Below are 19,006 nucleotides of genomic sequence, written 5' to 3' on the forward strand. Positions count from 1 at the left end.
CATTTAATCATAATAAAAGTGAAAAGGGGTGGCACAGAGGGTTTTACTATTTCTGTGCCACCCCTTTCGTATTTGGGTCAATCGCTTCTTAGCTAGGCTGAAGGGTGACTTTGGTTATAAAACAAATACTGCTCTTACCTGCATATTGTAAAGTGATCGTATATGTACCAAGACCTGGTACCTTCGCTTCCACGATGGTGATTTCATTATCTTCACTAGCATTTTCAACATTAACTACGTCATAATGCACTTGATCTTCGGCCATACCTTCAGGAATAAGATTCGTTGTCATGAATTGGGCTGTCAATAAAGGGGTCGATTTCCAAGGAGAATGACCCTCATTTACACTTTGAACTTCTTCATTTGTTACATAGTTGATATCCCCTCTTACGTAGTAGGGGATTTTTGATATGTCTTTTTGTAACGTATCTTCGGATACAGAATAGACAATTAAGGGCTTCTCGATTAAATCAATTTTGAAATCCGGTGCTTGTGTGAAGATGATTTTTTGAATCAGCTGCAAATCGGAATCCTTGCTATTTTTAAAGAATATCGTGTAAGTACCCCAATTAGGAACTATTGCTTCAACCGAAGAGCTTCTGGTTGTCACAAAATCTCTTTGTAGCTCTGTAAACACGATGCCTATAGCGGTTGTGATTTGATAGGGCTCCCCATCGACCTTACCCTTCCCTAATTGCTCACCTATCGTAAAATCCTTCAAATAGTCGTATGGGATGACATTAGAAATAGCAGCCATGGCCTGAACCACAGGATCGCCTAATGTCGGACTATGACCCTCATTATAGCCATCAACTATATTTTGGGTAAAATCATTGGTGACTTCTCCTTTGCTATATCTAGGAATTTCAATCGTCTTTTGTTCAAAGTAATCCGTTCTAAGCTCATATAAAGTGACAGGACCCCTAATTTCAACGATTGGAGAATGGATAGCCTGCTCTGTAGCTATAGGGGCCACAGCAGGCCTAGAACAGCCTGTTAATGCGAGTACGATAACGATTCCCGATAAAAAATTACGTATTTTCAAGATTCCTCAGACTCCATCCTTTATTTACCTATCTATTGGACGAGTCTAGGAATTAGGAAGTTTCTAAATTTGCGGAACCTTAATCGTGGTCATGGCTCCACGCTTTTGCTCATCATTAATATGGGTGTAGATCATCGTCGTTTCTATCGACGCGTGACCTAGAAGCTCTTTAACAACACGGATATCGACGTTATTATTCAGAAGCATTGTGGCAAAGGAATGCCTTAGCTTGTGACAAGATAACTTCATATCATTCAGATGAGGATGGTCCTTTTTTAATTCATCGAACACTTGAGCTGTGATTTTTTGGATTTGTCGAATTGACAATCTTCTCCCTTTCTGGGAAATGAAAAAGGCTTCTTCCTTCTTACTGTATGGATGAATTCTTTCCAATTCAACCTTGGAAAGGTATTGAATTAACAATTCTGGAAGAGGAATTTCATTCCATTTCCTCCCCTTACCTAGCACCTCTAATGTTCCTTTCGCCTTCTTATAATGCGCGATATTAATTCGGTGGACTTCACCGACACGTAATCCACAATATCCCATCAATAGAAAGATCGTTAAATTTCGATCACGATAGCGACCTTCAATATAAGTCAATGCTGTCTCCAGTTCTTGCTCTTCTAAATAAACCGGGTTTTTGTTTTTTTCCGTTTTCGACTTTTTCACTTCAAGTGCGGGATTTCTTGTTGCAAGTTCAAAATCTATTAATGCCGCATAGAATGACCGGATAGCAGAAAGTGTGCGATTTCTAGTCTTTTCCCCTGCTGTTCCTTGCTTGGATACTAAGAAGCCTACTACATTCATTTTTCCCGCTTGTTGAACGGGCATTTCATCTAAGGAAAGTAGATAGTCATGAACTTCCCTCATATATTCCTTCTTCGTTGCTTCTGTATATCCTGACTGCTTCATCCAAATTGAAAATGCTTTTAAAGGATTTGTATAGGTTTCTTCTAAGATGTCATTTCTAGCCATTGCAATCCCTCAATCCAATTTCTGTATGTATCGTGCTTCTAGATGCTATTTTTCAAGCTAAAACTCGTAAAACGTCGCAAAAACTTGTTAGCATTATCCCGTGAATAGATTATTAAATCGCTTAGAAACGAAAGGTCGCAAAATACGTGTTTGGCGTACTTATTATAGCACATATGTTCCCCAAAATACCTATTTTCGCACTAAAAAACTGCTAAGGATACACAACTGCAGATATGTCATTCAATTTGACTTCCATTGGTGTAGTGGTTTCTGAAATTGAGCTACTGATTATTGCTGCGGCTACTAAATAGATTTTCTTTGCTGGAAGCCTCGTTGCTGACTGATTGTTGCGATTAACATCTATCATGTTTACGATCTGTTGCAATATCTCGATTTGTTCAATAGCTTCTGTCTCGGCAGATGGGTAGGAATGGTGATTTCAGATGACACAATTCTACCTACATAAAAATAAAAAGCCTGATTTACCAAGCTTTTCTTAACTATTTGTTGCCGCTTTTTTGTCCATAAACAAAAAGAAGCCTGCGAGATTCGCAGACTTCTTTTTGTTGAACCGAATATGGAGTTGGTTTAGAATTTTGCAGCTGCTTTAGCAACGTTTGCTAGTCCATCAGCAATGATGTCTTTAGCGCGGTCTGGGTACTGGTTATGTCCTTCGATTACGACTACATCTGGGTTAGTAATGCCCCACAAGCTAATAATCGCTTTAACGAGATTTACAGCCATTTCAGCAGAAGCCATGCCTTCTAATGCATAATCTGCACCACGAGCGTTTAATAGCATTACTTTTTTCTCACCAGCAAATCCAACAGGACCTTCAGCTGTATATTTGAACATTTTACCGGCTTGTGCCAAGTAGGACAAATATGTGATCAACGGAGCTGGTACAGTTGAGTTCCAAAGAGGGAAAGCAAACACAATTTTGTCAGCTGCAAAAAACTGCTCTAAATACTGATCAACTAATTTAACCGCAGCAGCTTCTTCAGTTGTAAGCTCATAGCCTTGGTTACGTTTGTAAGTTCCCGTAATTGCTGTGTTACCGTAGTAAGGCATTTCTTCCTTAAACAAGTCCAACTCAACAATTTCGTCAGAGCTGTTCGCTTCTTGATAAGTTTTATAGAATGCATCATACATTTGTGCGCTTACTGCTTGCTCTACAGGACGATCATTAGCATTGATAAATAATACTTTAGACATTATAGTTCCCCCATGATGAGAATAAATTTTAGTTACAGATTTAATAATATACCATACTATCTAACCTTTTACTGTGTCAGAATCGTTACAGTTTCAAACATTACACAAGATCAATGTTACAAGATGCGACCTCATTCCCGTTCACTACGAGAGCAATAAGATGCTCACCCTTGTAATGGCGACGTGTCGACAGATCAGCCCATCGATGTGTTCGAGTACCTTTTAAGTGTGAGCCCCCAGGTACTGTCTTGTCCGACAGTAAAAACAGCTTACGTGAGGTGCGTCCTCCAGCTTTTACAAAATAAATCCCGTATTCGATACGAATCTTAGCCTGCTCGCCTTCACGAATATGAAGCTCATAGCTCAGATCGCAGCTTTCACCTATCGCGAGTACAGTCCGACTTGCGGACAATGAAGCGGCTATCGCAATCGGCTCAGTACTCTCTGAATTTGCATAACCAAATAACGCTAGCACCTCGGGATCAGCCTTACGGATTAGCGTTCGACAGCCATGCCGGACGATCCAATCTGTATTGGGATGAACACCTCTCCAACGTTGCGCGGTTTCAAGCACGAGCGATGGATGATCCTTGGCGATGTCATTTAAGTTGTTAGCCACACTCTTGCGTACATAGAGAGAGGAGTCCCTCTTTAATTTATCCAAGATCAGAAGCACTGGAGCTGGATCGCGCTTAAACTCGGGAAGAGCTTGTCCCCACGGTAATCGCGGACGACAGCCCTCGCTAGAAAGTCGACGTACATGCTCACTTGGATGCTCCGACCATATTGTCATCTGTTGCATCATTCGTTCCGGATCTCGAATGAGATAAGATCGCACAGCAAATTCTGCAGAAGACTTGGAAGTAAATCGTTCGATGGCTTTCATCGACAGCTCCCAGTGTTCTAAGGCCGAACCGTGAACCTCCACAAAATCAGGGAAAAACAAGTACGGGAATCCAACGCATATTTCATCAATTGCAAACAAGACATCAAGTGCATCTTCGTAAGAGGACGGCAGAAATTTTCCTAGCGTTACAGAAATATGTCTAATCCGCTCTTTTAACTTGAGCTCTTCCCATCCCTCGGCCATTGTTGCAGCCACAAATCCATCGCTATCAAAATCCGCAAATACAGCGTGTACTTTCCCGCTGAATTCACGAAGAAAACCTTCATCATACATGTCTTTTAACGGTTCAGCCATTTGCCCATTCCTCCATGTCTATTCCTGATCTTACTTACAGCGTATCACAATCAATATGACAACTGTATGTCATGTTCAGTCAAGGTGAGGAATAAGCAAATGAATCCGAAGAACTTATTAGCCCTTCATACCGAACGCTTCCGAGATCAATTCATACGAACGGATACGTGCTTTCGCATCATGAATAGGAGTATTGATGAGAATCTCTCCAACATTGAAATCCGCGCCCATCTGTAGCAGCTGCTCCTTCACCTGTGCCGGAGTTCCGATAACTCTGCGTTGGCGAATTTGCTTAATATACATATGATCCATCTCGGTGTACGGATAATCGGTTGCTGTTTGTACGGAAGGTAGATATTCCATCTCTCTCCCTGTTCTAATCCCGAGGAATAACAAATCACTGCTTGTTGCCAATCGATTCGCTTCTTCTTCAGTCTCCGCGCAAATCGCAAGTGTGGCAATCATGGAGCGCGGATCAGCCTCCAATGTCGGATTGACCTTAAAGTTGTTGTTATAGTAATTCGTCGCTTCTTCACCACCTGGCGTACCGAAGAACTCCGCAAATGCATAGGAGGTTCCCAGCTCAGCGGCAATTCTTGCGCCCTCACCACTAGATCCGAGCACCCAGATTTCAGGAGCGGTCGGAATATCTGGAGATGCCAATAATCTTTCGAACGGATGACCCGCTGGCAACGCATTATGGAAATAGCCTACGATATCAAGCACCTGCTGCGGAAATGTGTTCACATCAACCATCTTATGCTGTTGAAGAGCTCGCGTCGCAAGCGGCATTCCTCCCGGAGCACGACCTACACCTAAATCTATGCGACCAGGATGAAGCGCTTCTAGTAGTCGGAAGTTTTCAGCTACCTTATAAGCACTGTAATGCGGAAGCATGATGCCCCCAGAGCCTACGCGAATTCGGGACGTAGCCGCTGCCAGATGAGCGATCAGAACTTCTGGACTTGAGAATGCAAGTGCACGCATCGAATGATGCTCAGATACCCAGTAACGAGAAAAACCCTTGGCCTCAGTTGCTTGAGCGAGACGCGTAGATTCCTTCAGTCCTTCTGTAGCGGTACGACCTTCACTAATGAATACTTGGTCAAGAACCCCTAACTTAATCATAATGCACTTCCATCTTTTTCTGGAACGACACAACCGTCATCCGTACATAAGATACCTTCAGTTGAGCCGCCAAGCGTAATGAGCGGATGCTCTTCATTCCAAGCTTTCTGTAATGCATCCAGGAACACTTCACTTGGCTGTGCACCAGATATGGCGTATTTACTATTAACAACAAAGAATGGAACACCTCTTACGCCAAGCGCCCCAGCTTCTTGAATATCTGCATGAACTTCCTTAGAGTAGTCATCATTTGCCAATACACGTAGAGCATCGGTACGGTCAAGTCCTACTTCAACGGCTAAGTCTGCTAGCGTCTCCGGATTGCCGATATGAAGCGTGTCTGTAAAATGTGCCTTCAACAGCCGCTCTGTCATCTCCGCATGCTTCCCTTTCGTTGCTGCGTAATGCGTTAAACGATGCGCATCAAATGTGTTCGTCTGGATTGTACGATCAAAGTAATAATCGAGTCCGAGCGTTTTCGCTTGCTGCGTAATATTATTCGAGTTAGCGATAGCTTGTTCACGGCTCATGCCATACTTGCTCGCTAACATATCATATACAGGAGGATTGCCATCACGACTTGCATGAGGGTCTAGCTGAAAGCTTTTATATACCACTTCAATCGCATCTTTATGAGCGAACTGCTGAAGCCCTGCCTCGAATCGACGCTTGCCGATATAGCAGAACGGACAGACATAATCAGACCATATTTCCACTTTCATCGATGACACCTCCATAATTATAACCTGATTTAAGATCAAGCTCAGTAAAATCAAATAAACAAATTTAACTGTTTAATATATTGCACAGTATACGACCATATTGAAAAGCTGTCAAATGCTCGGTCCTTGATCGATAGGAATCGATGAGGCTCCACCGAGCATTTAACACTTCTACATCAAATCATTCGAAGTTTATTACATTGTTCCTCCGCCCCTGCGGATATTTGCTGGAATTTTCTCAGGACCATTATTAATATGCGTGTAAATAAATGCGCCCGTTTTTTGTACATCATAGGTCGTAAGCTCCATTGTTTTCGTCCATGCTGTCACGACAACTTCCTTGCCGTCCGGTATGTCCTCGCTGGGCACTGCCAACACACCAGCGCCTGCTTTTCTAAAATGACTCAAGTATTCAACGGAATCCTTAATTTCGACACTTGCGTCAGGGCGATAGTAAATGATGATATCCCCATGCTCTAGATTGTGTACTAATAATTCATACGTAGGCTTTTCTTTATAAAACCCGAATTTGATATCATGAAAGCTGTGAGTACCTGAAGTTGGAATATCCATTTCGTACAATACATTAGTTTCAGTATGCCCAGCTCCGTAATATTTGTCTGTCCTGACGTCGATCTGAACATCATAATTCAACGTCTTCAAATCATAGCTACTAGAATTTTGTTGGATTAACGTAATAAGTCCCAATACAATGGAAACTACTAATAAACTATGTGCCGTAATCCTTATCTTACCGGTTTTCTTCTTTAAGATTGCCTTTTGTTCCTTCTTGATTTGGCTGGTATTTTGTTTATTCAGCTTTGATGCATAGTAGTAACTTATGAATGACAAAATAAATAGAATTCCACTAATGATTCCCCATACCATAGATGCATTCATTCCTCTATCGCTCCAATCAACTTAGTTATTTTCATTTTCACTCGTCACCGCAACACTACATCGCGTAGTGTATATATTCAAAAAAAATCAAGCAATCGCCAATACAATTACGCCCATCAGTAAGAGAAGCATATGAATGGAGATTACTATTGAAGTCATTCCGAGTTTAACGGGAATTGATCTCTGTGGATGCAACAGCTGCTGTAATCTGAAATTAACGGAAACTTCAGCAAAATGAGTCATCGCAGGTGCTGCTTGATTTGTAAAGCTGACTTTGATTAGCTTCAATAGAGCACTGCTTAATCCAAGCTCAGAACCTGTCTTCCTTATCGCATATTCATCAGCTAACAATTCACTCATGATGGTGCAGTTCTGATAAGACCATTTGGTAAGTGGGATGAACCATAGTGCACGTGATATGACCTGCAGGATAAAAATTTTCATAGAATCATGATTATTCTTATGAAAGGCTTCATGCTCGATGACTGCTTCAAGCTCATCACGATCAAGTAGTTCCACTAAGCCACTGGAAAGGACTATGAGTGGATTTCTAAATCCCAATGTAAAAGCCATCGACTGATTATGATCGATTACGATGAGATCCTGATGTTGCAGCCCAAACTCCTCGATCAGATGTTTCGTTAAATAATCATTTCTAAGACTCATAATCTTCGACTTAAACTTTGTAGAGCGCACATATTGCTGCACGACATTCACGAGTGTGATCATAATGCTATATACGATTACCGTATTTAATAGGAAGATCATCATAAAGTAGTACAAGCTATTGTCCCTAAACAAGCTGAGACATAACTTAAAAAAGTTCATTTTCAGGTTTACACCGAATAGCAAGTGGGCTAAATACATTCCCATCTGACTCCACACCACACTTGCGATAAGTAGACTCAGCCCAAAAACAAGAGATGATTTCCTCTTCCACAGCATCATGTCATGTCCTTCTTTAATTGTTGGATTCTTTGTTCTAATTGAACAAGCAACGCATGATCAACATGTTTAAGGGAATCAATCATATGATTGATCACGACACCACCGAACTCGTCTAGCAGGTTTTCTGTCAGCTTCTTAGACTGCTCTTCAATAAAGACAAGCTTAGATTGCGTTGGCCGAAACAGGGAAAGTCTTCCTTGTTGTCTCTTATCAAGTATCCCTTTATCTACTAAACGATTCATTACGGTCATAACCGTGTTAAAGTTGATCGGCTTTTCCTTCTCCAAGCGTTGTTGCACTTCTTTAATGCTTAATTCATCACATTCCCATAATAGCTCCATGATCTTGGCTTCAAGGGAACCGAAGAAACGATTTAACCCAGCTTCACCATACTTGAAATTCTTGATTTCCAAACCGCTCACCTTCCACTACACATTATAGTGTAGTGTTATTCTCGAATCAACTAGGAATAACAATCTATAAAGGCAGGTCGCGTTTACGAAACAATAGGATGGCAAGACCAAATGAGACTATACCGACGATGGAGAGAATACTTGAGGGGGTGGCGAAATCTACATTCCCGTTAACGATTTCACCCGGTTGGTATAAGGAGAAGATGGACAGCTTTCTTATCCATTCGATCTTTTCACTGAATTTGCCTAGAAGATCCAAGCTAAAAAATCCAAACGTAATGAATCCGGAAATACTGAGAGCTTTCTTCTCGTCGTTACAAAGTGAGGAGACTAAGAAGGTAATGCCGCCGACAGCAAAGAAGAGCAGGAACACCACGGCATTCATCTGCATGAATTTGGAGGTATCGAATTCGTAAGTACCGCTTAGAAACCAAGCGCTTCCTACGAATCCGGCAATCGTCGTGACGGCTATGATCAAGAAAAGTCCGGTCGTCAGCACGCTTACTTGCGTAAAAGCAACCTTCCCTCTTGTTGTTGGTGTGGACAATAAGTAGGCCATAGATCCTTGATCCACCAATCTGGCCATAAGCTGGGTCGATAACTGAACGCATACAATAGATAAGATCAGTATGAGAATTAATCCGTAGTATTCACCTGATATGAAAGCTTCGGCACTGTCAAAGCCATTCAGTCCGAAAGCCTTCCCCACCCCTTCCGGCATGGATTGGATCAACTCATCGATCGCTTTCGTGTTTTGGGCGATACTGGGATACAACCAGAACATAAGAAGGATATAGAAAGCTGAACCGAAAGCATAGTTCATAAAGCTCTTCATGTTCACCTTTATCATCTGCTTATATAGGGTGACATTCATTTCATCGTCCCCTTTCGATCATAGTAATTCATGAATATATCCTCAAGGTTTTGTGTGAAAATATCGATATTGCGCACACTGTACTTTCCGGTCTCTTCGACAAATCTATTGTAATTGCCCTGTACGGCTACCCTTACCCGATTCCCATCATGAGATTCGATATGCAAACCAGAGCTTAGAAATGAAGCCGCCTCTGTATCACTTTCAAAGGTAACTTCGAACAGCTTCCGCTGCATCGACTGCAATTCATGGATATCCTTGATCGTAATGACGATGCCGTCTTTGATAATAGCGGCCCTGTCACATGTCCTCTCGATTTCTGGAAAGCTGTGCGATGACATCAAGAATGTCTTCCCTTGAGCCTTCTCCTCCAGCACGATTTCAATAAATACCTTCTGCATAAGCGGATCAAGCCCTGACGTAGGTTCATCCAAAATAATCACTTCAGGATCATGCATGAACGCGGCTACGATCGCTACTTTTTGCTTCATCCCTTTAGACATTTTACGGATCGGAGTTTGCACATCAAACTGTAGGCGGTCGATTAAGACGTTACGCTTGGACAGCTCCTTCACACCTTGCATGTTACCCATGAAATCCAGAAACGTCTTCCCTGTCATCCCTTCGATGAATGAGATTTCTCCAGGCAGGTATCCGATATAACTTTGAACCTTCCCCTGCTCCTTCCAGGTATCCAGCCCATTAACCTTAACAAGTCCTTTATCCGGCTTCATAAAGCCCATAATATGCCTTATCGTAGTGGACTTCCCCGCCCCATTGGGTCCTAGAAACCCAAAAACCTCCCCCTGCTCCACAGAGAACGATACGTCGAAAATTCCTTTCCCGTTGGAAAATGTCTTCGTCAAATGTTCAACGTTTAACATAATTGACACCTCCTGTATCGAAGAACTGTTAATCGGTGGGGGATTTTTTATGATGAGTACATTTTACTGTGATTTTTGAAAAAAATGACGATAGATCCAGTACACGACCCCTAAGAAAATTCCATAGACGCCAACCGTAATCATAATTCCTTGGATGTCTGGTGTATTAAAGAATTGGTCTCCTAACAAGGTAACTAATAGGATAAAGGGGATTTTTCCGGCTATAGTTGCATATAGATACGTCTTCCATGACATCCTCGTAATCGCAGCAAAGATATTGATCGCTTGAGCAGGTAAAATAGGGAGTAACCGGGCAAAAAAAATCGCTAAGAAGGCGTTTCGTTCTGCTAAAGCAGCTAAATAAGCGATTCCCCTTCTACTAGCTAATCTTTGCCTTCCTTCTTCTGAGGAAGAAACTCGTACCATAATAAATAATATAACTGCGGCTAGTACCGAGATTACAATATTTAGGGCAGTCCCTATAAGCACCCCATACTTTGCACCAAAAACTGCAGCAACAACTCCATATGGAATGCCTGGCACAATCGCAATGAGCAATCCTATTAATGCTATGTAAATATCCATTCCCCCAACTGCAGTCGAGTCCATCCAATTAATTAATGGTTCTCGATACACAGCAAGAGTAGCTGCAATGATGAAGTACAATCCAACCATCATCATTTTATTAATCAATGTTACAAGCCCCTTAATCGTTCTACTTTATTAACATAGATCACTTATATTTGTTGTGATTAATAAGATAAATATATCGCATACTTCATAAATAACAAAGAAGCGATTTGTGTGCAATGACATAATCTCAAGGTTATCCCCTCTAATGTCAAAAGGAAGGGGCAAGTAACTTACTTTGCCCCTTCCTTTATAGTAGCTACATCACTTGCTCGATCCGATTATTCATCTTCCTTAAATACAGGCTTGATTTTCATTACAAACGATATCGACTTCTCTTGCAATTGATATTTTTCTGCAAGCGCTGGTCCACATGAATTGGAACCGACTCCACTCATTCGGTAATCGAGATGAAGAATCGTCATCTTACTCTTCTTCAGTAGATGATTATGCGAAGCACGTTCCAGATCCTCTGCCGAATAATGGGATGCATTGAGTGAGAATGGCTGCTCTCCTTCGAATCGAAGTCCCATACCTAGCAAATTGGATGCGATTGCCCACTCGGTACCGTAACGAGAACCATTTTCCTGCGGCATAATATAGGACTCGAACATTTCGTCCACCGTGAATAGGTAGTGGCCCTTTTTCACACTTTGACGCTTGTCGATATAGCTTTCATGAGGACCGTAACCGAAGTATTCAATCTCTTCGTTGCCTTGAGGCATCGTCAATTGAAGTCCGAATCGTGGCAAGTAGACAAGCCCCTCGCGCACCTGTGCATTCACCATAAGTGTAATTTGACCTGTACCGTCGACTCTCCATATGGCTTCACCGCTCAGAATCGGACGCCGGATATAGCTACCGAGTGAAAATCGGACCGTTATGTCCACTTGACCATCGTCGATCCTCTTCCATGCGCATTTATAAACCTTCATCTCAATGTGATCATAGCCTTCGTCGATCCACTGTTTCTTCGCGTACATATCATTGTCCGTCGGTGCTCGCCATATAGCGAATCGTGCAGGCGCAGCCAGCATTTCTACCTCATGCTTCGAAATACTGCGGAACGTTCCTCCGTTCAAGTCGAATGTATGACGATATCCACTACCTTCCAAGATAAGATCAGCACCGGACTGCCGAACACGTATAGCTGGCATGGCCATCGACTTCGCAGCCAACTTCGCTTCCTCACTGCTTGCTTGAAGCTCAAATTCAAATTGCTGGAAGGTGATCTCGTGGCCAGCTTCTGACCATGGCGCTTCCTCTTTCGTTCTTACAGAGAACGACAGCAATCTGTTCTTACGTGGACCGACCGTACGATCGATCTCGAGCTGAACTGTCTCTGACTGTTGTGGGGCAGCCTTCAAATGCCAGATGACACCTTGCTGGATGATCCCGCTCTCATCTTCGAGCTTCCATTGCAAATACACGTTAGATAAGTCGACAAAATCATATAAATTTGTAATCTTGAACTGGTCCACATTCACATCCAGTATGTCAATCTTCACAGGAGCGATGACCTGTTTAAGCTCTAGTAATCCCGTATGCGGCTTGCGGTCCGGTGTTACAAGTCCGTCAATACAGAAGTTACCGTCATTAGGCATGTCCCCGAAATCCCCACCATAAGCGAAGAAAGGTGTGCCGTCTGAGGTTTCTGTGCTTATACCATGGTCCGTCCATTCCCAAACGCAACCACCCATTAGCTTCGGATATTTATAAATAATATCCCAGTAATCCTTCAAGTCTCCTGGCCCATTTCCCATGGCATGGCTATACTCACACAAGAACAAAGGCTTCTCATTCAATGAATTCTTTGCGTATTCCTCAATATACTCAACCGAAGAATACATACGACTCTCGATGTCAAGGCTCTCACAGTTGGTGCTGCCTTTGTAATGAGGAGCTGCCCCTTCGTAATGTACGGGCCTGGAGGAATCTCGATTCTTCGTCCATTCTTGCATCGCGATATGATTGTTGCCGTATCCCGATTCGTTGCCCATGGACCATATCATAATAGAGGCATGGTTCTTGTCACGCTCTACCATTCTGACCGCCCGCTCAACAAAAGCCTCTTTCCATTGTGGATCATCGGATAAGCGATGTGATTCGTTCTCTAACGCTTGATCTCCTCCTCCGATGCCGTGGCACTCAAGATCCGCTTCGTCGATTACGTAAAATCCGTAGGAATCACATAAATCAAGAAAACGCGGATCATTCGGATAATGTGAAGTCCGTACTGTATTAATATTGTGCTGCTTCATTAGCTTGAGGTCTTTGATCATATGGTTGAGCGGAATCGTTTGACCTAGTGTAGGATGGGAGTCATGGCGGTTAACGCCTTTCAGCTTAACGGGACGCCCATTTACTGTGAATACACCATCCGCTATCTCAATTGTACGGAAGCCGACAGTGAAGGTAACAACCTCACCACCTGAGCTAATGAATACACGGTACAAATACGGCTGCTCCGCATTCCACAGGATTGGTTGGTCAATAGTAAGCGCAATGCTTCCGCTCTTACTGACAACTGCCGAATCGGTTGCTACCGTCTGTCCTTTTGCATCCTTCAATTCAATATTAACCTCAATATCGCCAATGACGTCCAATTCTGCTTTCAACACAGCAGTGCCGAAATCATCTGATAGCACTGGTTTCAAGAACACATCGCGTACCCTTGCTTCATTCCGAGCAAGTAAATAAACATCGCGAAAAATACCGGAATATCTCCAGCTGTCCTGATCTTCTATATAAGTGCCATCGCACCATTTCAGCACCATAACTGCGATCTTGTTAATGCCCACTCGGACGTGGGAAGTGATATTGAACTCGGCTGGAACCCGACTTCCTTGGCTATAGCCGACGTAAACCCCGTTTATCCAAACATAAAAGCACGAGTTGACACCCTCAAATACGATGAATTTTTCTTTACCTTCCCATGCTTCCGATATTTCGAACTCTCTTACGTATTGTCCTGCAGGATTACGATCGGGAACATGCGGAGGATCACAAGGAATTGGATAGTTAATATTTGTATAATGAAGCTGATCGTAGCCATTAACTTGCCAACAGGATGGTACTAGAAGAGAATCCCAACTTGAGACATCAGCCGTTTCTTCGTAAAACCCCTCTTCCGCATCCAATACGCTAGAATAATAGCGAAACTTCCATTTTCCGTTCAGAGTAGTATAAAAGGGAGAGTGACCGCGCTTCTCTGTGGCGGCAGTCTCGTAATCCGAATATGGAACAAAATAAGCGCGAGCCGCCTCTCTGTTTACTTGCAGGACGGTTGGATCTTCCCAATTCTTCGCAATATTGACCACTGAGCTACACGCATCCTCTCTAATCAATCATCTGATTTCTCCTCTCTATTATAGGGTGTGCTATACTGTTCAAAATAGCTTTCGAAAAGGACAAATCCCAGTACAAAATGGACATTTTAAGGAGGGGATTAATTTGACCACTCTCGCTTTGCGAACAAATCTATTATCCGATGAACGCATTCTCCCCTTAGCTGTGTATACGACTGGCATGGAGCAACAGCCTCCAATTAATCGAGTGGAAGGCTTCTCTGCACACCAATTACTCATAACGGCTTCTGGGCATGGTAAAGTCCATTGGTTTGATCAGAATAAATGGGACATCGTGTCTCCGAATACCGTTCTCTATATTCCCGCTGGATTTCCAAATAAGTACGTTGCTGAGAACGAAGGTGACTGGCTAGTTGGCTTCGTATCCTTTCATGGATCGGATGCAGCTAGAGAATCTTGGGCGCTGGGAAATAAACCAACCATCATTCCTGTACAGTCTACGACTCGATTACTTGAGTTGTTAGAGGACATCTGGCATAGTTCAGGATTGAACCACGATATGTGGAATTCCTCTGAGCTGTTATTTTCATTACTTACTGAGCTTCGTAAACAGTCTTACGCTGAACTTGAGCTTCTGACAAATTCTCGGACTGCACCAGAGACTTACCGCGAGTCCGTCGTGCTAAAAGCATCGAAGTTTCTTCAAGATTACATGCATCGTAACATCAGCATTTCACAACTTGCAGAACAGGTCGGATACTCACAGAAGCAACTGACTAGACTTTTTGTCCAAACCTTCCAAACCACACCACTACAATATTTAAGACAAGTCCGAATGACAGCTGCGGAGCAACTGTTGGTTACACATATCGAGATGAATGTCAGTCAAATCGCTCAGCACGTAGGTATGGAGCCCGTGTACTTTACTCGCATTTTCCATCAAATCTACGGTGTTGCACCAAGCGAGTACAGAAAAAAACGACTAAGCTTGTAGGAATAGCAAGCTAGTCGTTAGTGTGTGCAAAATCAAACGATTATTTACAAATTCATTGAAGAGATATGATTTCTTGTTTCTTCTGTCCCCAATTCGTGGAGCGTATTATATATTTCCTTGAGATAATAGTCATAACCATCATTCTCACTATCGTGATGGTAAGGAATTCCAGGGATTTGATTACGGATATAGCTCCTGTTATCGAAATCCTCCATCTCAACGAACAGCTCTTGTAGCTTTTGGAGCTCCTCAGAAGTAGCTTCAATTTCAAACTCATATGCCGCATCACCTTGCTGAGTCATAATCGTTTTGGACTGAACCGACACATAATAGGTTTGGGAATCCATTCCTACACCCCCTTGTTATTGAGTTAAGAATACAATAATCATTGCAATTATGATTGTGACCACAGGGATGACGATATATAGGATATATATCGGATTAGCGACTATGGGATGCTTTACTGTAGTTAGACTGGCACTCTTATCTAATGTTGAATTATTCCTCTGTTGTCTGCGAAAGATCACAATAGATCCGACAATTAAATACACACAAGCTACTAGGCCTAAAATAAACAACAATGTATACAACTCACGGTCACCCCCAAATAACAAATTCAGCTTATCGGTATTTTGCCTCTAGATATTTTTTTTATTCGAATGATATTCGTAACTTATTGCGAATTGCATCGTTTCCTTTAATGAATTCAATAAATGAAACTTAGAGGAGATAACAACATGAACAATCAGATTAAAATGATTACACTCTCCGCAATGCTTGTTGGAATGCTAACGCTAACTGCGTGTAATTCTAATAACCAATCCAGTCCGTCACAGTCAGTAGTGCCGTCTGAAACACCAATCACCAGTCCTTCTGCAAGTCCATTGGCGAGCCCTTCCTCTAGTCCGAAAACGAGTCCGTCCGCAAGTCCCGAGAATGTGAAACCTTCTCAAGAACCATCAGCGACTGCAGAAGCTTCAGCTACGAGTAAACAAATCAAGGAAATCCTCGAGCTTGCCAAGGATGGCAAAGCACCCGGGATTGAGTATGCTGCGCATACAGGATTAATCGATGAAGTTGAGAAGGCTTGGGGTGAAGCAGATACGCAGGACGCCGCCGGAAAAGGAATATACGCCACATACGTGAAGAAAAATGCTGTATTTGGCTTTAATAAAGGGAGCCTGATCTTTGACGTTCGTTCAAGTGACGCTAAGCTGCAGAAATTAACCTTGAAGCAAATTCAGCAGACGCTAGGCAAACCCGACGAAACCAAAGTTAACGGTGAGGACACGATTTATATTTACCAAGCGAACAAACAATTTCAGCTCAAATTTATCATTTCTAAATCAACCGGCAAGGTTGACCATATTTCCGTATTTTCTGCTCAGGATTCAATCAATTCTATGGCCAATTAACTTCTAGAATGAAGATTGGAATGGCTCTGTCTCCTGTTTTATGTTAGTATATATAAATGTATAAAATATATAATTAACAGGAGCAGATCACTTGAAAAGCATACAACCAGAACAATTCATAGATATGACGATTATCGGTGGAGGACCTGCGGGCATGTTTGCCGCATTTTATGCAGGTATGCGTCAATCGAGCGCAAAAATTATTGATAGTATGCCGCAGTTAGGTGGTCAGCTTGCAGCTTTATACCCGGAAAAATATATTTACGATGTTGCCGGATTTCCTAAAGTGACCGCACAGCAGCTAGTCAATAATCTAATAGAACAATTAGAGCATTTCCCTACTCAAATTGCCTTAGAGGAAAAAGTACTTCAAGTGAATAAAATAGATGAGCATCATTTTGAAATCGTGACAGATAAAACAACACATTATAGTAAATCTGTTATCATTACCGGTGGTGTGGGTGCATTTGAACCAAGACGGTTGGAGTTGCCTGAAGCTACTCAATTTGAGAAGAAAAACTTACATTACTTCATTAAAGACTTGAACCAATATGCCGGCCAAAAGGTCGTTGTCTGTGGCGGGGGCGATTCCGCTGTCGACTGGGCACTCATGCTGGAGCCGATCGCTGAGCAAGTGACGCTTATTCATCGTCGCGACAAATTCCGTGCGCACGAGCATAGTGTTCAGACCTTAATGCAATCGAAAGTCAACATCATTACCCCAGTGGAAATACAAAAGCTTCATGGAGATGATGAGCTTCATTCCATTACCGTCAGCCATAGTAAAACAGGAGAAACACAAGATATCCCTTGTGATTCACTTATCGTAAACTATGGATTTGTCTCTTCTCTCGGTCCTATTGCACAATGGGGAATCGAGATTCAGAATGGCTCTATCGTCGTGGACTCTAGAATGGAAACTAGCATACCGGGAATATTCGCAGCTGGCGACATTACTACTTATCCAGGCAAGCTCAAATTAATAGCTGTAGGATTCGGAGAAGCACCGACAGCTATTAACAATGCCAAAGTATACGTCGATCCAAATGCTAAGCTATCCCCTGGTCATAGTAGTAATATGAAGAGATAAGGAACTGGCGCTACCAACGAATAGAACCCCATCAAACTCATTTTGAGCTTGATGGGGTTCTATTGGCTATCATGTGTTTTGTCTATCCAGAGGCATACCAAATGCTTCTCTGGCACTCCGTTCATCTTCCTTCATTTGTACGATTAAATCATCCAGTGAAGCAAAATTGATCTCACCTCTCATCCGTTCAACAAAAGAAACAGAAATCGTCTGATCGTACAAATCTCCGGAATAGTCCAAAAGATAAGCTTCTACTTTATATGACTTCCCTCCAACTGTTGGTCGATACCCTGCACTAATGAGACAGTTCCACGATTCTGTCTGTTCTATTATCGGATCATATCGTTCTACAGTTCCCAAATAAACACCCGCTGATGGTGCGACATATTCGTCTATTTGATCCAAATTTGCTGTTGGAAATCCTAGTGTTCTTCCCACCTTGTTCCCATGAGCAACGATCCCTTTGAGTGAATAATTACGTCCTAGCAACTGGCTCGCAGATCGAACCTGCCCATTCTTAATATATTCGCGAATTTCGGTGCTACTGATTATCTTGTCATTCCTTCGCAGAAGTGGAACAATTAGAACTTGCACGCCAATTCGCTCACACAATTGCTGGAGTAATTCAACATCAGAAGCGTGCCCTTTACCAAAACTAAACCCTTCTCCTACCACAATGTATTTAACGTTTAATAGGGTTAAATGTTCCAGTGTGAATGTTTCTAGCGTGATCTTGGTGTAGGCTTCAGAAACTTCAACTTCGTACATTTTCTGAATACCTTGGCGTTCTAGCAGATCCCTCTTCTGTGCTATTGGGGTTATTGATGTTTGATCGAGTGATGAGAACGTCCACACTGCTAATTTGTCATCTTCATTCAACAATTTACGCGCTTGCTGGAAAAGATACTGATGCCCCCTATGCAGCCCATCGAAAATTCCGATACAAAGTACAATAGACTCCTTACTCATAGGAGGCACATTTGTAACCTTTATATATTCCACGATGATCACCTTATCCCATTAATCCAAATTTAACATTTTGGGGCTTTGCCTCGATAAGTCGCCGTTCGTTGTTCAGACCTATTGTAATCCCGTCAAACAACATAGTCAACATAAGCATATATAATGTATGGTTAACAAACACACAATCCCGCCCAACCGAGTGGCTGAGCGGGATTGTGTGTTCGCCATCTTATTAACGAAGTAGGAGCGGAGGAGTATGTGAGGATAATAACTAGATCACTTGATAAACCTTACTATA

At 42.4% G+C, this 19,006-nt stretch carries 18 protein-coding genes; 3 read left to right on the forward strand and 15 right to left on the reverse strand.

Going from position 1 to position 19,006, the window contains the following annotated elements; genetic code table 11:
* Positions 1 to 88: 88 nt before the first annotated feature.
* The 13 genes from M1K58_RS06745 to M1K58_RS06805 form a co-directional block, all read right to left on the reverse strand.
* A complete protein-coding gene (locus M1K58_RS06745) occupies positions 89 to 1,045 on the reverse strand; it encodes a hypothetical protein (RefSeq protein ID WP_256757884.1) in 957 nt (318 codons plus the stop codon).
* Positions 1,046 to 1,108: 63 nt separating this feature from the next.
* Positions 1,109 to 2,023 (reverse strand): tyrosine-type recombinase/integrase, encoded by a 915-nt coding sequence (locus M1K58_RS06750; protein ID WP_256757885.1) that lies wholly within the window; start codon positions 2,021 to 2,023, stop codon positions 1,109 to 1,111.
* Between the two features lie 588 nt (positions 2,024 to 2,611).
* Complete coding sequence (locus M1K58_RS06755) at positions 2,612 to 3,298, reverse strand: FMN-dependent NADH-azoreductase (protein WP_372339133.1); 687 nt, start codon at positions 3,296 to 3,298, stop codon at positions 2,612 to 2,614.
* A 40-nt stretch (positions 3,299 to 3,338) separates the two neighbouring features.
* The gene (locus M1K58_RS06760; protein ID WP_256757887.1) at positions 3,339 to 4,439 is read right to left on the reverse strand and encodes a DNA alkylation repair protein; all 1,101 of its coding nucleotides are present in this window, start codon (positions 4,437 to 4,439) and stop codon (positions 3,339 to 3,341) included.
* A gap of 117 nt (positions 4,440 to 4,556) precedes the next feature.
* Positions 4,557 to 5,567, reverse strand: coding sequence for an LLM class flavin-dependent oxidoreductase (locus M1K58_RS06765; RefSeq protein WP_256757888.1), 1,011 nt, complete (start codon positions 5,565 to 5,567; stop codon positions 4,557 to 4,559).
* Positions 5,564 to 6,289, reverse strand: a complete 726-nt coding sequence (locus M1K58_RS06770) for a DsbA family oxidoreductase (protein WP_256757889.1) — start codon at positions 6,287 to 6,289, stop codon at positions 5,564 to 5,566. Before M1K58_RS06770 ends, M1K58_RS06765 begins: the two co-directional genes overlap by 4 nt.
* Positions 6,290 to 6,484: 195 nt before the next feature.
* Complete coding sequence (locus M1K58_RS06775; RefSeq protein WP_256757890.1) at positions 6,485 to 7,189, reverse strand: DUF3105 domain-containing protein; 705 nt, start codon at positions 7,187 to 7,189, stop codon at positions 6,485 to 6,487.
* Positions 7,190 to 7,276: 87 nt separating this feature from the next.
* Positions 7,277 to 8,137, reverse strand: a complete 861-nt coding sequence (locus M1K58_RS06780; protein ID WP_256757891.1) for a M56 family metallopeptidase — start codon at positions 8,135 to 8,137, stop codon at positions 7,277 to 7,279.
* Complete coding sequence (locus M1K58_RS06785; protein ID WP_256757892.1) at positions 8,134 to 8,550, reverse strand: BlaI/MecI/CopY family transcriptional regulator; 417 nt, start codon at positions 8,548 to 8,550, stop codon at positions 8,134 to 8,136. The genes M1K58_RS06780 and M1K58_RS06785 overlap by 4 nt, the downstream gene beginning before the upstream one ends.
* Positions 8,551 to 8,614: 64 nt before the next feature.
* Complete coding sequence (locus M1K58_RS06790) at positions 8,615 to 9,424, reverse strand: ABC transporter permease subunit (RefSeq protein ID WP_256757893.1); 810 nt, start codon at positions 9,422 to 9,424, stop codon at positions 8,615 to 8,617.
* Positions 9,421 to 10,308 (reverse strand): ABC transporter ATP-binding protein, encoded by an 888-nt coding sequence (locus M1K58_RS06795; protein WP_256757894.1) that lies wholly within the window; start codon positions 10,306 to 10,308, stop codon positions 9,421 to 9,423. Before M1K58_RS06795 ends, M1K58_RS06790 begins: the two co-directional genes overlap by 4 nt.
* A gap of 63 nt (positions 10,309 to 10,371) precedes the next feature.
* Complete coding sequence (locus tag M1K58_RS06800; protein WP_256757895.1) at positions 10,372 to 11,001, reverse strand: TVP38/TMEM64 family protein; 630 nt, start codon at positions 10,999 to 11,001, stop codon at positions 10,372 to 10,374.
* 218 nt (positions 11,002 to 11,219) lie between these two features.
* A complete protein-coding gene (locus M1K58_RS06805; RefSeq protein ID WP_256757896.1) occupies positions 11,220 to 14,285 on the reverse strand; it encodes a glycoside hydrolase family 2 TIM barrel-domain containing protein in 3,066 nt (1,021 codons plus the stop codon).
* A 106-nt stretch (positions 14,286 to 14,391) separates the two neighbouring features.
* Here M1K58_RS06805 and M1K58_RS06810 point away from each other — a divergent pair, with 106 nt between their 5' ends.
* Positions 14,392 to 15,240: an AraC family transcriptional regulator gene (locus M1K58_RS06810; protein ID WP_256757897.1), complete on the forward strand. Its 849-nt coding sequence runs from the start codon at positions 14,392 to 14,394 to the stop codon at positions 15,238 to 15,240.
* Between the two features lie 44 nt (positions 15,241 to 15,284).
* Here M1K58_RS06810 and M1K58_RS06815 read toward each other — a convergent pair whose 3' ends face one another.
* Entirely contained in the window at positions 15,285 to 15,587 is a 303-nt protein-coding gene (locus tag M1K58_RS06815) for a hypothetical protein (protein WP_256757898.1), read from the reverse strand.
* A gap of 390 nt (positions 15,588 to 15,977) precedes the next feature.
* Here M1K58_RS06815 and M1K58_RS06820 point away from each other — a divergent pair, with 390 nt between their 5' ends.
* Both M1K58_RS06820 and M1K58_RS06825 read left to right on the forward strand, forming a co-directional pair.
* Positions 15,978 to 16,655 (forward strand): YjgB family protein, encoded by a 678-nt coding sequence (locus tag M1K58_RS06820; RefSeq protein ID WP_256757899.1) that lies wholly within the window; start codon positions 15,978 to 15,980, stop codon positions 16,653 to 16,655.
* A gap of 124 nt (positions 16,656 to 16,779) precedes the next feature.
* Positions 16,780 to 17,745, forward strand: coding sequence for an NAD(P)/FAD-dependent oxidoreductase (locus tag M1K58_RS06825; protein ID WP_256758272.1), 966 nt, complete (start codon positions 16,780 to 16,782; stop codon positions 17,743 to 17,745).
* A gap of 69 nt (positions 17,746 to 17,814) precedes the next feature.
* Here the strand turns inward: M1K58_RS06825 and ribF are convergent, their stop codons facing one another.
* On the reverse strand, positions 17,815 to 18,747 hold the full coding sequence (gene ribF / locus M1K58_RS06830) for a riboflavin biosynthesis protein RibF (protein WP_256757900.1): 933 nt from the start codon (positions 18,745 to 18,747) through the stop codon (positions 17,815 to 17,817).
* Positions 18,748 to 19,006 lie beyond the last annotated feature (259 nt).

It is taken from the genome of Cohnella sp. WQ 127256 (assembly GCF_024519285.1).
Lineage (GTDB): Bacteria > Bacillota > Bacilli > Paenibacillales > Paenibacillaceae > Cohnella.